The following is a 13,720-nucleotide window of genomic DNA, read 5'->3' as shown; positions in this document are numbered from 1 at the left end:
CATGATTCGCTTATCCCTGCACCCTGCCTGGCTGCTGCTCGCCACCCTCGGGGCCTGCACCGCGCCCGCCGACCAGGCCGCCAAAAACCCCGCTACGCCCCCGGCCGCCGCACCTGCTTCGCCGCGCACTACGCTGCTAACAGCCTCTTACGCCGGTGAATACAACTGGGGCGACCCCAAGCGCAAAGAGGCGGGCGGCACGCTCTACGTGTACCCCGAGTCGGACTCGACGGTGCTGGTGGCCCTGGATGTATGCTACGGGCCACCTGCCTTTCACCTCGGCAACCTGTACCGGCGGGCGGTGGTGCGCCGGGGCGTAGGGCGCTGCGCCATTCGGAGCGAGGAAGATATGTTGGACTGCCAGCTGCGGCTGGCTTTTTCGCCCCAAGCGGTCGTTATCGAAACCGAGCCGGGCCACGGCGAATGCGGTTTCGGCCAGGGTGTGTCGGCCGATGAGACGTACCGCCGCACCAGCGCCGCCGTCCCAGCGTACTTCACGGATGCTACCGTCGACAAAACCTTCTTCAAAAAAACATCCCCTGAGAAGTACAACGCGGAAAGCCAATAATCTGGTTAGTAGTAGTTTTACTTCGTTTGTTTGATTCGCTACCCTATGCCACCGCCCGCTCGCCTGTTTATCCGCACCCCGGTCTTTTGGGCCGCCACCGGTGGGGTGGGCCTAATCTACCTGGTAGGGGCCTTGGTTTTTGCGCACACCGGCGAGGCCCTGAATTTTGGCTGGCTAAGCCGGTTCGATTTCGGCCCGAGCCTGCTGCTGGGGGTGGCCATACTTTACGGGGGGGCGTGGCTTTTTTGGCGGCGCAGCGGCGGCCAGCCGCCGCAACGCGCCGGCTGGCGGGGCGCGGCCTACGGGGTACTCACCCCGCTGGCCATTATCGTGCTGGTGGGCGGCTACAATGCGGCCGACGAGGCCCTGCGCCTAGCGCCCTACTACGGTGCGACGGTGGCTGGCTTTTGCGAATATTTTGGCAGTGAGTGCTTTAATTACATCGTGAAGCCCCTGGCTTACATCATGCCGCTGGGCAGCCTGGTGGCCGGCCCGCTGGGCTGGTGGGTAGGCCGGCGCGCGGCCCGCACGGCCCGCTAATGGAGCCCCAGCGCCGCGCGCGGTTAGTTTTCACGCGGTGCTCTAACGCTTAAAATTAACCCTTGGCAGCGGCCCCGGCGGCTGGCTCTCCGCTCGGGGCAGCTGCCTGGCCCGCTGCAAAAGCCCAGGCTGCACCAGGCAGTAGGGTGGGGGCCCCGGGGCCTCCAACCGGCAAAACCCAGCGGGGCCCCTGGGGGCCCCGCGCCTGGCCGCGCCCGCTACCTTTGCCCCCATGACCGCACCCGCCGCCCCCAGCCCCGCCGCCCGGCCCATTGGCATCTTCGATTCCGGTATTGGGGGCCTCACCGTGGCCCGCGCCGTGGCCCAGCGCCTGCCCCACGAGCGGCTGGTGTACTTCGGCGACACCGCCCACCTGCCCTACGGCGAGAAAAGCACCGCCGCCATCCAGGCCTATTCCATCAAAATCTGCGAGGTGCTGCTGCGCCAGCACTGCAAGCTCATCCTCATTGCCTGCAACTCGGCTTCGGCCGCGGCCTACGAGCTGGTACGCGAGTACGTGGGCTCCAAAGCCTTGGTAGTGGGCATGATAGACCCCGTGGTGGCGCACGTGGGCGAGCACTACGCCGGCCGCCCGGTGGGCCTCATCGGCACCAAGCAAACGGTGGGCTCCAACCTCTACCGCAAGAAAATTGACCAGCTCGACCGCGGCGTGGACCTGCACGCGCTGGCCACCCCGCTGCTCGTACCCATGATTGAGGAAGGCTTTTTCGCGGGCCGCGTGTCGGAGGAAATTATCCGCGCCTACCTCGACCACGAGGCCCTGCAAGGTATTGACGCCCTGGTGCTAGCCTGCACCCACTTCCCCCTCATCAAGCCCCAAATCGACGCCTACTACCAGGGCCGCGTGGCCGTGCTCGACCCCTCCGACGTGGTGGCCGCCACCGTGGCCGCGGCCCTGGGGGCCCGCCAGCTGCTGGCCGCGTCCGCCGCCGGGGCCCCGCCGGCCCATCACTTCTACGTGTCCGATTTCACCCGCTCGTTCGAGGAAAGTACGCGCATCTTCTTCGGCCAGGAAGTGCAGCTGGAGCACTACCCGCTGTGGGAGTAGGGGTGTTTGCCCGGGGCCCTAAACCTGATAATAATAAGGCGCAAAACCCGTCCGGCTCGCTAGGAAATCCAGATCATTTCGGCGTGCTTGATGCGCCATCTGCCGGCTACTTTGTGCACAATTAATAATTCACCCAAACCGCACTTGCCGCCGCAGTGCCAATCGTAGCTCACTAGCGCTTGGGTTTTGTTCGCGTTGAAGACGATGTTTGAAAAGCGCACGCGCCCAAATTGGTGAGCGTCCTGTTCGCGAGCGTATTCGTGGGGTGCCCTTGGGGCGGCGTAGGCAATTCTGGCGGTGCAAAGTTGAAAATCGGTCGGTGCCATCACCGTTTGGATGGTCATTAGTTGCGCAGCAGCGGCTGCTTCGCCATGCGGGGCAACCTGGGACAGCAGCGCATTAATTTTTGCTACGAAGCGCGAGTCTATTCCTGGCGAATTCAAATGCAAATCAATGGACCCGGCAAATGATTTGCGGGAAACAGTATCTAAATAAATTGTTTTGAAGCGCGATTTGTGGTTGAATAGCTGGTTCTGGTAGTGCGCTTCTAAACGGTCAATTTTCGAGGTGTTCACAACAATACCTTTACTAATTATAATGCTTTTATTAATTGTTTCGGACTCTGATTCGGGGAGATAATAATTATAGAAATGATGCTCTATTAATTCAGTGAGAACCTGATTGTAGAGCTGCTTTTGCGGATCGGTGTGCGTGCACGGGCATTCTTTGAATTGGGGCCCCGGGAGCGGTGCGCAGAATAGCAGCGGCAGCAGCAAGGCCAGGCAAAGAAATCGTTTCATGGGCGCAGTGGTAAGCAATGCGGAAATATAACCGGGCGTAGCTTGCCGCCGCTTGCACCCGGCTCCGCGGTGCCGCCCCGCCACCCGCCCCATGCTCCTGACCATCACCACCACCTACCAGCCGGCCACCGACCTCGGCTACCTGCTCCACAAGAACCCCGCGCGCCTGCAAAGCGTGGAGGTGGCCGGGGGCCAGGCCCACGTGTTCTACCCCGAAGCCACCGCCGAGCGCTGCACCGCCGCCCTGCTGCTCGACCTCGACCCCGTGGGCCTAGTGCGCGGCCGGGGCCCCGGCAACGAGGGCTTCGCCCTGGAGCAGTACGTGAACGACCGGCCCTACGTGGCCTCGTCCTTCCTGAGCGGGGCCCTGAGCAAGGCCTTTGGTACGGCCATGAACGGCACCTGCAAAGACCGCCCCGACCTGCCCGCCCAGGCCCTGCCGCTGGCCGTGAAAGTGGCCGTGGTGTCGGCCCCGGGCCCCGACTGGCCGCGCCGCCTCTTCGAGCCGCTGGGCTACGAAGTTGAGGTGGAAACCACGCCGCTCGACCCCACCGTGCCGGCCTGGGGCCCCAGCCGCTACTACACCCTGCACCTGCGCCACGCCGGCCTGCGCCTGCAAGACGTGCTCACCCACCTCTACGTGCTGCTGCCGGTGCTCGACAACGACAAGCACTACTACATCGGTGAAAATGAGGCCGAAAAGCTGCTGCACCGCGGCGGCGATTGGCTGCCCCAGCACCCCGAGCGCGGCTTCATCACGCGCCGCTACCTGCGCTACCTGGCCGCCTACGTGAACCCCACGCTGGCGCGCCTGCTGGAAGGCACGGAGGAAGAGCTGCCCGAGCCCGTAGCTCCCGACGCCCCAGAAACCCCCGCCGCGGCCGCGCCCGCCGCCGCCCCGGGGCCCCCGGCCGAGCCCAAGCTGAGCCTCCACGACCAGCGCCTCCAGCAAGTGGCCCAGGAAATTTACGACTTGGGCCCCAAGCGCGTGCTCGACCTGGGCTGCGGCGAAGGCAAGCTGCTGCGCCTGCTGCTGCGCCTGCCCAAAATCGAGTACATCCTCGGCATGGACGTGTCGCACCAGGCCCTGAGCCGGGCCGCGCAACGCCTGCACCTGGTCGAAATGCCCCCGCGCCAGCGCGCCCGCCTCAACCTCATCCAAGGCTCGCTGCTCTACCGTGACGAGCGCCTCGCCGGCTTCGACGCGGCGGCGCTGGTGGAGGTCATCGAGCACCTCGACGAGAGCCGCCTAGGGGCCCTCGAAGCCGTGGTGTTCGGCCAGGCCCGCCCGGGGCACGTGTTCGTCACCACGCCCAACGCCGACTACAACCAACTCTACGAAACACTCAACGCCGGCGAATTCCGCCACGACGACCACCGCTTCGAGTGGACCCGCGCCGAGTTTGCCGCCTGGGCCACCGCCGTCGCCGAGCGCCACGGCTACCAGGTGCGGCTAGTAGGCATGGGGGAGGAGGTAGAGGGCGTGGGGGCCCCGTCGCAGCTGGCGGTGTTTGGGATGGCTAAATAATACCTATTCTATCCAAGTTCTTTTGCTTGATATAATTTCCCAGCGTCCGCCCATTTTTTTTAGAATGGTTTCGCCACCCTCATAAACCATTCTGAAGCTAACGCGGGCGTAAAGCATATTTTTATCCAATGTAATAAAGTAAGCCACCGGATAGGAATTAAGCTGCCAATAACCACCCCAATGGCCGTACCATATCTTAATATCATTCTCTAGAAATTTCTTGCGTTTTTCACTCTCGCCGCTCGAACGAGCAGGATTCATAATTCCTCCTGCTCCAATAGGAAGGTGTTTGTCTCCAAGAAATGCCTTCAAGGTTTCCGCTCGTTTTGGCGTTAAATAAATAATCTGTTTACCGGGAATTTTTACAACCGGACGAAAATCAGTTAATGAGTCAGTATCAATTTGCTCATCGCCTTGACTATGGAAAGAGAAAGCGTTTTCAAAGCCGAATTCTTCTCTAACCTGTTGGTTTAACTTTCCATTTACCCTTTTGAGGCGACGTTTTCTAACTGAATCCTCTTTCACCGTTCGATTGATAACCCCGGTTATTACACTGTCGATGTAAGTGTCTGAATAAAATATGCGGTCTATAATACGAATCTTGATATCATTTTGAACTAGTAAAAATTTTGTCTTCTCATAAATACTATCTCCCCATTCTGAACCGCCTAAGCTATCAAGTCTATGCGGTTTGTAGAAAGCAGTAAATACGTCGTAGGCTTCTTTTTGCTGACTATTTAATTGGGCTAACTCTTCTTTGTTGATGGCGACGATATTTCTGCTCCACTCCCCAAAAAATAGCGTAAGCTCCGCTTGTGATTTTGCTTTATAGGCGTGTTCCAAAAGATGCGAAGTCTCGATGGGATGAATAAACTTCGGCTTCTCTTGCACACAAGTAGTTAACGTGTCTATTAGTAGAGCAAAGACAAGGAATATTCCTGGAGTACCCCGATGATAAGCTGTGCTCAGGTTCATAAAATTTATAGCAAAAAGAATTTCCTTTCCAATGTCCCAAGATACCCTGAAGGTCCCCGAACTCGCCCTGATTCTGCTCATTGGCAGCTCGGGGGCGGGCAAGTCCACGTTTGCCCGGCGCTTGTTTAAGCCCACCGAAATTGTGTCGTCGGACACGTGCCGGGGCCTGGTGGCCGACGACGAGAACGACCAATCGGCCAGCGCCGACGCCTTTGAGCTGCTGCACTACCTGGTGGCCAAGCGCCTGAAGCGCGGGCTGCTGACGGTGGTGGACGCCACCAACGTGCAGCCCGAGGGCCGCAAGCCCCTGGTGGCCCTGGCCCGGCAGTACCACGTGCTGCCCGTGGCCGTGGTGCTCGACGTGCCCGATGCCGTGGCCCTGGCCCGCAACGCCCAGCGCCCCGAGCGGCGCGGCGTGGGGCCCCACGTGGTGGCCCGCCACCGCCAGGCGCTGCGCAAAAGCCTGCGCACCCTCAAGGACGAAGGCTTCCGGCACGTGCACCACCTGCGCGGGGAGGCGGAGGTAGACGCCGTGCAAAGCGTCGTGCGCGACCGCCTCTACAACAACCGCCAGGACGAAACGGGGCCCTTCGACCTCATCGGCGACGTGCACGGCTGCTACTACGAGCTGCGCGCGCTGCTCGAAACCCTGGGCTACGTGCTGCACGAGGAGCCCATCAACGACGTGCGCGACCTGGGCATCCGGGTGACGCCGCCGGCTGGGCGGCGCGCCATTTTCCTGGGCGACCTCGTGGACCGGGGCCCCGCCTCGCCGCAGGTGCTGCGCCTGGTGATGAGCATGGTGCGCGCCGGCACCGCTCTGTGCGTGCCCGGCAACCACGACATCAAGCTCCTGCGCCACCTCAACGGCAAAAAGGTCACCGTGAACCACGGCCTGGCCGAAACCCTGGCCCAGCTGGAGGCCGAGCCCGAGGCGTTCAAGGGCGAGGTGCGGCGCTTCCTCGACGGCCTGGTGAGCCACTACGTGCTCGATGGCGGTAAGCTGGTGGTGGCCCACGCCGGCCTGCCCGAGGCCATGCAGGGCCGCGGCTCGGGCGCCGTGCGGGCCTTCGCGCTCTTTGGCGAGAGCACCGGCGAGATTGACGAATTTGGCCTGCCCGTGCGCTACGAGTGGGCCCGCGAGTACCGCGGTAGGGCCCTGGTGGCCTTTGGCCACACGCCCGTGCCCGACGCCGAGTGGCTCAACAACACCATCGACCTCGATACCGGCTGCGTATTCGGCGGCCGCCTCACCGCCCTGCGTTACCCCGAGCGCGAGCTGGTGGCCGTGCCCGCCGCGCAAGTGTACAGCGAGCCCGTGCGCCCGCTGAATTATAAGCAGTTGGCTGCCGACGCCCAGCAAGACAGCCGAAGCACCGAGCACCAGGCACCGAGCACCAATGCCGCTCAGCACGAAAACGACGACTTGCTCGACATTAGCGACGTGACGGGCAAGCAGTTCATCGAAACCCGGCTGCTGCGGGGCGTCACCATTCGGGAAGAAAACGCGGTGGCGGCCCTGGAGGTGATGAGCCGCTTCGCCGTGCATCCCAAGTGGCTGCTGTACCTGCCGCCCACCATGTCGCCCACCGAAACCTCGGCCCTGCCCGACCTGCTCGAACACCCCGCCGAAGCCTTCGCCTACTACCAAAAGCAGGGCGTGGAGCGCGTTGTCTGCGAAGAAAAGCACATGGGCAGCCGCGTGGTGGTGGTGCTGGGGAAGGACGAGGCCGCCATCGAACGGCGGCTGGGGCTGGCGGGCGCGGGCATCGGCAAGTGCTACACCCGCACCGGGCGCAACTTCTTCACCGACGGGGCCCTGGAAACGGCCTTCCTGGCCCGGCTGCGCGATGCCCTGACCACGGCGGGCTTCTGGGAGCGGTTCGGCACCGACTGGGTGATCCTCGACGCCGAGCTGCTGCCGTGGTCGGCCAAGGCCCAGGAGCTGGTGAAAACCCAGTACGCCGCCGTGGCCGCCGCCGCCAATGCCGCCCTGCCCCAGGCCGAAGCCGTGCTGGCCGAAGCCGCCGCCCGCGGCCTGGCCGGCGCCGGGGCCCTACTGGCCCGCACCACGGCCCGCCGCGAAGCCGCCGCCCACTACGCCGACGCCTACCGCCGCTATTGCTGGCCCGTGCAGTCGCTCGACGACTTCAAGCTGGCCCCGTTCCACCTGCTGGCCACCGAAGGCCACACGTACTTCGACCGCGACCACGCCTGGCACATGGAAACCCTGCGCTCCCTCGCTCTGGCCGACCCCGGTCTGCTGCGCGCCACGCCCTACCGCGTGGTGCCCCTCGGCGACCCGGCCGAAGTAGAAGCCGCCACCCAGTGGTGGACGGACCTCACCGCGGCCGGCGGCGAGGGCATGGTGGTGAAGCCCTACGACTTCGTGGCTCTCAAAGGCCAAACTCTGCTGCAACCCGCCCTCAAGTGCCGGGGCCCCGAGTACCTGCGCATCATCTACGGCCCCGACTACCTGCTGCCGGGCAACCTGGAGCGCCTGCGCCAACGCAACGTGAAGGCCAAGCGCAACCTGGCCCTGCGCGAGTTCTCGCTGGGCGTAGAAGGCCTGGAGCGCTTCGTAGCCTGCCAGCCGTTGCGCCGCGTGCACCAGTGCGTGTTCGGCGTGCTGGCCCTGGAAAGCGAGGCCGTGGACCCGCGCCTGTAGCGTTGCGGCGGAACGCGGTATCTATCGTTTCGACCGTTCCTACTCCTTGCTTCGTTAAAATTCCCCTGTGGGAATCGGTATACTCAAACTAAAAGCGTATTGCCCATGGTTGCCCGTATCCAAACCGCCCTGGCCCAACTCGAAACGACGCACGGCATCCGCATTTTATACGCCTGCGAGTCGGGCAGCCGGGCCTGGGGGTTTCCCTCACCGGATTCGGACTACGACGTGCGCTTCATCTACTGCCACCCGGCGGCCTGGTACTTAGCGCTGGATGAGGGGCGCGACACGCTGAACTTTCCGGTGGACGACGAACTGGACTTAGCGGGCTGGGAGCTGCGCAAGTCCCTACGGCTGCTGCGCGGGTCGAACGCGGCCTTGTTCGAGTGGCTGCAGTCGCCGGTGGTGTACCACGAGGCACTGAGCTTTCGGGCCCAGTTGGCCCCGCTATTGCCTGATGCATTCAACCTGAAGGCGGGGCTGCACCACTACCTGGGGCAGCTGCGGCGCGGCGTAGCCGAAGACCTGACGGGCGAGGAAGTGCGGCTAAAACGGCTGTTCTATGCCTTGCGCGCAGCGCTGGCAGCCCGCTGGATTCGGGAACGACAGACCGTGCCTCCAATGGAGTTTGCCCCGCTGCGGGCGCTGCTGCCCGGGGCCCTGGCGGCCGATGTGGATGCGCTGCTGCAGCGCAAAGCCCAGGCCAACGAGCGAACGGTGGGGCCCCGGCCCGAGGCGCTGGCAGAATTCCTGCAGGGGGAGCTGGCAGCGGGGCAGGCCGCGCGGGAAGCGTTGCCGGTGGCGCGCGACGGCAGCGCGGGCGAGCTGGACCTGGTATTTCAGGCGTTGCTGCGGGAAGCGTTTGCGGGTTGAAGCAGCGGCTGAAGTAGCGGCGTGAGGACAACAACAGCAGGGAGCACAGAGGAACGCGCGGAGCCATGGAGGGCAGCGTCCACGCTATGGCTGTAGTGCGGGGGCCCTACTTTCGCCCCATGACCATTGCCGATTTGCGCCGCCAGGGGCTTATCCTGTTTGAAGCCGTGAGCGGGAGCCGGGCGTACGGCACCGATTTGCCGCACTCGGACACCGACTTGAAGGGGGTGTTTGTGCTGCCGGAAAACGCGTTTTTTGGGTTGGACTACGTGCCGCAGGTAGCGAACGCAACCAACGACGAGGTGTTTTACGAGCTGCGACGCTTCGTGGAATTACTGCTCAAAAACAACCCCACGGTGCTGGAACTGCTGGGCACGCCGGCCGACTGCGTGGTGTACCGGCACCCACTGTTTGCGCAGTTCCGGGCCCCGGACTTCCTCTCGCAATTGTGCCGGCAGAGCTTTGCCGAGTACGCTGTGGCGCAAATCCGCAAGGCCAAGGGCCTAAACAAGAAGATTAATCACCCCGAGCCACCGGCCCGCAAGGCGGTACTGGACTTCTGCTATGTGACGGTGGGCGCGGGGGCGCAGCCCGTGGGGCCCTGGCTGGCGCGGCAAGGCTACACAGCCGCGCAATGCGGCTTGGCCAATGTGCCCCACTTGACCGACCTATACGCCCTGTTTGTGGACGAAACGCCCGACCAGAACCTGGGCTACCGGGGGCTGGTGCGCGACGCGGACGCGTCGCAGGATGTGCTGCTCTCGGCCGTGCCCAAGGGCGAAACGCCGGTGGCATACCTCTTCTTCAATCGAAATGGGTAAAGTACCTACTGCCGCGTATTTCGCGAGTACTGGGACTGGGTGGAAAAACGCAATGCGGAGCGGTACGCAAATACAGTGCAGCACGGCAAGAACTACGACGCCAAGAACATGCTGCACGTGTTTCGGCTGCTGCAAATGGCTGGCGAAATCGCTAAAACTGGCGAACTGCGTGTGCGCCGCCCCAACCGAGAATTCCTGCTGCAAATCCGACGCGGCGAATTCGAATACGAGGCCCTGGTAACCGAAGCCGAGCAACTGGTAACCCAAGTGGAAGCCGCCTTTGCTGCCTCAGCCCTGCCCGAAGCACCTGACAGAAATGCCGCTGAGCAGTTGCTGGTGCGAGTAAGGCGAGCTTTTTATTTGGACCGCAAAGTAAGCTAATCCTGTGCTGCTATGGTCTTGCAGATGATTCAGCCATAGAACACAAGGGGCCCCGTGCGCATTGCACGGGGCCCCTAATTCGTTCGTATTGCAATACGGATTACACTGAAAAGCTCTCGCCACAGCCGCACGAGCGGGAGGCATTGGGATTGTTGAACTGAAAGCCTTTGCCGTTCAGGCCGTCCGAGAAATCCAGTTCGGTGCCGGCTAGGTACAGGAAACTCTTCATGTCCACCACCACGCGCACGCCTTTGTCTTCAAACTCCTGGTCCATCGGCCGCACCTCGTTGTCGAAGTCCAGCTTATAGCTCAGGCCCGAGCAGCCGCCGCCAGCCACCGACGCCCGCAAGCGGTACGTGGCGTCCAGCTCAGAGTCGTGCATCAGGCGCTCTACTTTCTCCTTGGCTTTGTCGGATACGGTAATCATGGCAAGTGTCGGTTATGCGGTTCAAACGCCCGGCCTGAGCCGGGGCGGTTATTTCCTAACAAAGATACGGCGAAGAAGGATTCTAAATAAGGCAAAAAAAGTGGGGCCCCGCAGCAGCCCGGCGTAAGCCAGGACGCCGCGGGGCCCCACTTTTCTACTAAAACCTAGTGGTGAGCCAACTCCAAAGCGGGCAGGCCATTCTTTACGCGGTAGTCCGAAATGGCCGATTTGATGGCGTCTTCGGCCAACACCGAGCAGTGAATTTTCACCGGCGGCAGGGCCAGCTCTTCCACAATCTCCATGTTGTCGATGGCCAGGGCCTCGTCTACCGTCTTGCCTTTCAACCACTCCGTGGCCAGCGACGACGACGCAATGGCCGAGCCGCAGCCGAAAGTTTTGAATTTGGCGTCGGTGATGGTGTTGGTGGCTTCGTCCACCTCGATTTGCAGGCGCATTACGTCGCCGCACTCGGGGGCCCCCACCAAGCCGGTGCCCACGTTTTTCTTGCTTTTGTCCAGCGTGCCCACGTTGCGGGGGTTGCTGTAGTGGTCGATTACTTTATCGGAGTAAGCCATGGTATTAAAGAGTATTGATGTAGAAAGTAGGAGCGAGCAGCACGTAGCCAGGGCACAGGGTCCCAGCTAATAAATCAATGTTCAGCCCACTCAATTTTGCTGAGGTCGATGCCTTCCTTGTGCATTTCCCACAGGGGCGACATTTCGCGCAGCTTAGTGACGGCCTCTTTTACGTGGTTGATGGCGTAGTCGATTTGCTCATCGGTGGTGAAGCGGCTCAGGCCGAAGCGCAGCGAGGAGTGCGCCAGGTCGTCGCTCAGGCCCAGGGCCTTGAGCACGTAGCTGGGCTCCAGCGAGGCCGAAGTACAGGCCGAACCCGACGACACGGCCAGGTCCTTGATGCCCATCATCAGGCCTTCGCCTTCCACGTACTTGAAGCTGATGTTGGCCACGTGGGGCAGGCGGTGCTCCACCGAGCCGTTCACGTAGCTTTCCTCGAGCTGCATCAGTTCGGTTTGCAGGCGGTCGCGCATCACGCTGAGGCGGGCGGCGTCGGCAGCCATTTCCAGGCGAGCCAGTTCGCAAGCCTTACCAAAGCCCACAATGCCGGGCACGTTCAGGGTGCCCGAGCGCATGCCGCGCTCGTGGCCACCGCCGTCCATTTGGGCAGTCACTTTCACGCGCGGGTTTTTGCGGCGCACGTACAGGGCCCCCACGCCTTTGGGGCCGTACATTTTGTGGGCCGTGAAGGCCATGATGTCGATGCCATCAGCGTTCACGTCCACCGGAATCTTGCCTACAGCTTGGGTGCCGTCGGTCATGAACAGGGCCCCGTGCTTGTGGGCGATGGCGGCAATTTCGCGGATGGGCTGGATGGTGCCCGTCTCGTTGTTGCCGTACATGATGGTCACCAGAATCGTCTCGGGCGTCATGGCTGCTTCGAGGTCGGCGAGGCTGATGAGGCCCAGCTCGTCCACGGGCAGGTAGGTCACGCGGCCGCCGATTTTCTCGAGGTGCTTGCACGTGTCCAGCACCGCTTTGTGCTCGGTGGTGGTGGTGATGACGTGGTTGCCCTTCTGGGCGTACATCTCAAACACCCCTTTGATGCCCAGGTTGTCGCCCTCGGTGGCGCCGCTGGTGAAGATGATTTCCTTCGAATCGCAGCCGATGAGCTGGGCGATTTGGGTACGGGCGTAGTCCACGCCTTCCTCAGCAGCCCACCCGAAAGGGTGGTTGCGCGAAGCAGCGTTGCCGAACACGTCGGTCAGGTAAGGCATCATCGCCTCCAGCACCCGCGGGTCGAGGGGCGTGGTGGCGTTGTTGTCGAGGTAAATAGGGAGCTTAAGCATTGCGCAAGAGCGGTTGTTGGCAGGGGAAGGGCTGGCGGTGGGCCAGCCAGTCATAGAACACCGTTTCAAGATAAACGGTTTTCTTTGGCCCCACAAAAATAGGGACATTCCTACTATATAACACCCCGGGCCTTTTCATGCTCACCAACCTCGAACACCTCGGCTTGGCCGTGCCCGATTTGGCCGCCGCCACGGCCCTCTACACCAAGCTACTGGGCACGGGGCCCTACAAAACCGAGCACGTGGCCAGCGAGGCCGTCGATACGGTGTTTTTCCAAGTGGGTGGCTCCAAAATCGAGCTGCTAGCCGGCACCAGTACCGACAGCGCCATCACCAAATTCCTGGAGAAGAAGCCCGCCGGCATCCACCACGTGGCCTTCGAGGTGGACGACATCGAGGCCGAAATGGCCCGGCTGCGCGCCGAAGGATTCATCCTGCTCAACGAGGCCCCCAAGCGCGGCGCCGACAACAAGCTCGTGTGCTTTGTGCACCCCAAAAGCGCCGGCGGCGTACTGGTAGAGCTTTGCCAAAGCATCGCGGCAGCTTAGCGCCGGCGTTTCTATTAATAACTCCTTCGATATGAAGTTTTTCCAGCAAGAAGTAGACGCCGCCGTGGATGCGCTGCTGCTCCAGCAAGTCATTCTGTACCCCACCGACACGGTGTGGGGCCTGGGCTGTGACGCCGAAGTGCCGCCGGCCGTTGAAAAATTGTACAAACTGAAGGGCCGCGAGGCCGGCAAGCCCAGCATCGTGCTGGTGGCTGACCTGGCCATGCTGGCCCGCTACGCTGCCCAAGTGCCGGCCGAATTGGAGGCTGCCCTGGCCGACCAAACCCGTCCCACCACCTACATCTTGCCCGCTAGCCGCGCCGTGGCCCCCGGCCTAGTAGCGCCCGACGGCACGGTGGGCCTGCGCATTGTGCACGACGAGTTTTGCTTCAAAGTGGTGCGCCGCCTGGGCCACGGCCTGGTGTCCACGTCGGCCAACAAGCCTGGCGAACCGGCCCCCGCGGTGTACAGCGAAATTGACCCCGCCCTGCTGCGCGGCGCCGACCACGTGGCGAACTGGCGGCGCGACGACGCGACCCGTGTGGCCCCCTCGCGGGTGGTGCGCCTGGGGGCCAATGGGGCCCTGGAAGTGGTGCGCGACTAGCAGCGGCGCGGGCGCGCTGGGCCCGGCGCCGGGCCCCAAATTCGGCCGGGTTGC

Annotated in this window: 15 protein-coding genes; 10 read left to right on the top strand and 5 right to left on the bottom strand. The window is 62.7% G+C overall.

Annotated features, from left to right (window positions below; genetic code table 11):
* Position 1: 1 nt before the first annotated feature.
* The 3 genes from EAH73_RS09015 to murI all read left to right on the top strand — a co-directional run bounded on the left by EAH73_RS09015 (position 2) and on the right by murI (position 2,177).
* A complete protein-coding gene (locus EAH73_RS09015) occupies positions 2-568 on the top strand; it encodes a hypothetical protein (RefSeq protein WP_140466160.1) in 567 nt (188 codons plus the stop codon).
* A 45-nt stretch (positions 569-613) separates the two neighbouring features.
* Positions 614-1,108: a hypothetical protein gene (locus tag EAH73_RS09010; protein WP_140466159.1), complete on the top strand. Its 495-nt coding sequence runs from the start codon at positions 614-616 to the stop codon at positions 1,106-1,108.
* Positions 1,109-1,340: 232 nt separating this feature from the next.
* Positions 1,341-2,177: a glutamate racemase gene (gene murI, locus EAH73_RS09005; RefSeq protein WP_140466158.1), complete on the top strand. Its 837-nt coding sequence runs from the start codon at positions 1,341-1,343 to the stop codon at positions 2,175-2,177.
* 59 nt (positions 2,178-2,236) lie between these two features.
* On the opposite strand, the gene EAH73_RS09000 is transcribed toward murI, so the two are convergent.
* Positions 2,237-2,977: a hypothetical protein gene (locus EAH73_RS09000; protein WP_140466157.1), complete on the bottom strand. Its 741-nt coding sequence runs from the start codon at positions 2,975-2,977 to the stop codon at positions 2,237-2,239.
* A gap of 91 nt (positions 2,978-3,068) precedes the next feature.
* On the opposite strand from EAH73_RS09000, the gene EAH73_RS08995 reads away from it, so the two are divergent.
* Positions 3,069-4,505, top strand: coding sequence for a 3' terminal RNA ribose 2'-O-methyltransferase Hen1 (locus EAH73_RS08995; RefSeq protein ID WP_140466156.1), 1,437 nt, complete (start codon positions 3,069-3,071; stop codon positions 4,503-4,505).
* 3 nt (positions 4,506-4,508) lie between these two features.
* Here EAH73_RS08995 and EAH73_RS08990 read toward each other — a convergent pair whose 3' ends face one another.
* On the bottom strand, positions 4,509-5,480 hold the full coding sequence (locus tag EAH73_RS08990) for a hypothetical protein (protein ID WP_140466155.1): 972 nt from the start codon (positions 5,478-5,480) through the stop codon (positions 4,509-4,511).
* A 31-nt stretch (positions 5,481-5,511) separates the two neighbouring features.
* Between EAH73_RS08990 and EAH73_RS08985 the strand changes: the two genes are divergently transcribed.
* From EAH73_RS08985 to EAH73_RS23650, 4 genes are all read left to right on the top strand, one after another.
* Positions 5,512-8,148: a polynucleotide kinase-phosphatase gene (locus tag EAH73_RS08985; protein ID WP_140466154.1), complete on the top strand. Its 2,637-nt coding sequence runs from the start codon at positions 5,512-5,514 to the stop codon at positions 8,146-8,148.
* 105 nt (positions 8,149-8,253) lie between these two features.
* Positions 8,254-9,021, top strand: a complete 768-nt coding sequence (locus EAH73_RS08980; RefSeq protein WP_140466153.1) for a DNA polymerase beta superfamily protein — start codon at positions 8,254-8,256, stop codon at positions 9,019-9,021.
* A gap of 119 nt (positions 9,022-9,140) precedes the next feature.
* Complete coding sequence (locus EAH73_RS23655; protein ID WP_240047192.1) at positions 9,141-9,842, top strand: DNA polymerase beta superfamily protein; 702 nt, start codon at positions 9,141-9,143, stop codon at positions 9,840-9,842.
* A 39-nt stretch (positions 9,843-9,881) separates the two neighbouring features.
* The gene (locus EAH73_RS23650; RefSeq protein ID WP_240047191.1) at positions 9,882-10,223 is read left to right on the top strand and encodes a nucleotidyltransferase domain-containing protein; all 342 of its coding nucleotides are present in this window, start codon (positions 9,882-9,884) and stop codon (positions 10,221-10,223) included.
* Positions 10,224-10,323: 100 nt separating this feature from the next.
* On the opposite strand, the gene EAH73_RS08970 is transcribed toward EAH73_RS23650, so the two are convergent.
* The 3 genes from EAH73_RS08970 to EAH73_RS08960 form a co-directional block, all read right to left on the bottom strand.
* Positions 10,324-10,650, bottom strand: coding sequence for a HesB/IscA family protein (locus EAH73_RS08970; RefSeq protein WP_068234160.1), 327 nt, complete (start codon positions 10,648-10,650; stop codon positions 10,324-10,326).
* 164 nt (positions 10,651-10,814) lie between these two features.
* Entirely contained in the window at positions 10,815-11,225 is a 411-nt protein-coding gene (gene iscU, locus EAH73_RS08965; protein ID WP_035561862.1) for a Fe-S cluster assembly scaffold IscU, read from the bottom strand.
* 74 nt (positions 11,226-11,299) lie between these two features.
* Positions 11,300-12,514, bottom strand: a complete 1,215-nt coding sequence (locus EAH73_RS08960; protein WP_140466152.1) for an IscS subfamily cysteine desulfurase — start codon at positions 12,512-12,514, stop codon at positions 11,300-11,302.
* A 137-nt stretch (positions 12,515-12,651) separates the two neighbouring features.
* On the opposite strand from EAH73_RS08960, the gene mce reads away from it, so the two are divergent.
* Positions 12,652-13,062 carry a methylmalonyl-CoA epimerase gene (gene mce / locus EAH73_RS08955; RefSeq protein WP_140466151.1) on the top strand — a complete coding sequence of 137 codons (411 nt, stop codon included), beginning with the start codon at positions 12,652-12,654 and terminating at the stop codon, positions 13,060-13,062.
* 31 nt (positions 13,063-13,093) lie between these two features.
* Positions 13,094-13,666 (top strand): L-threonylcarbamoyladenylate synthase, encoded by a 573-nt coding sequence (locus tag EAH73_RS08950; RefSeq protein ID WP_140466150.1) that lies wholly within the window; start codon positions 13,094-13,096, stop codon positions 13,664-13,666.
* Positions 13,667-13,720 lie beyond the last annotated feature (54 nt).

It is taken from the genome of Hymenobacter nivis (assembly GCF_006439025.1).
GTDB lineage: Bacteria > Bacteroidota > Bacteroidia > Cytophagales > Hymenobacteraceae > Hymenobacter > Hymenobacter nivis_A.
The sequence above is the reverse complement of the archived record's forward strand: the minus strand, read 5'-3'. Positions and strand labels throughout refer to the sequence as shown.